The sequence below is a fragment of the Bilifractor sp. LCP19S3_H10 genome (genome assembly GCF_052119185.1).
In the GTDB taxonomy this organism is placed as follows: domain Bacteria; phylum Bacillota; class Clostridia; order Lachnospirales; family Lachnospiraceae; genus Bilifractor.
This window is the reverse complement of record NZ_JBQKFT010000075.1, coordinates 1-388: the sequence shown is the minus strand read 5'-3', so window position 1 is coordinate 388 and position 388 is coordinate 1. Positions and strand designations below refer to the sequence as shown.

Below are 388 nucleotides of genomic sequence, written 5' to 3'. Positions count from 1 at the left end.
CAAATGCAGCGGCAGGCTTGCCACCGCTTCTGCCAGCACTCGGACGCAGGCATACACAGCGGTCACCTGCATGGAGCTCCGTTCTGTTACGGTCTTTCCGGATGAGGTGTGGCCGTAATAGGCACGGTACACACTGCCGGATGTCGAATCCTGCGGATCTGCTCTTGCCTTCCTTCTGTGAAATAAATCCCGAAATCCCATGTGTCATACTCCTATCTCTGCCGCTGTCCACAGCAGTTCTTCCACGGAAAAAGGCACCCACCGTCTTGGTGAATGCCCTGTTCGTTCCTGTTTGTTTCTGGTTTATTTTACGATCCCGGTTCTCTCGACCTTGCCCTTCCAAAGCTCCTCGAAGGTTGCTCCCGTGAGGTCTGTCTGGAATTGAAGT

At 53.9% G+C, this 388-nt stretch carries 1 pseudogene; it reads right to left on the bottom strand.

The features are described from left to right. A pseudogene (locus tag ACTQZS_RS15500) lies at positions 1 to 201 on the bottom strand (phage portal protein); the annotation flags it as partial. Between the last annotated feature and the right edge of the window lie 187 nt (positions 202 to 388).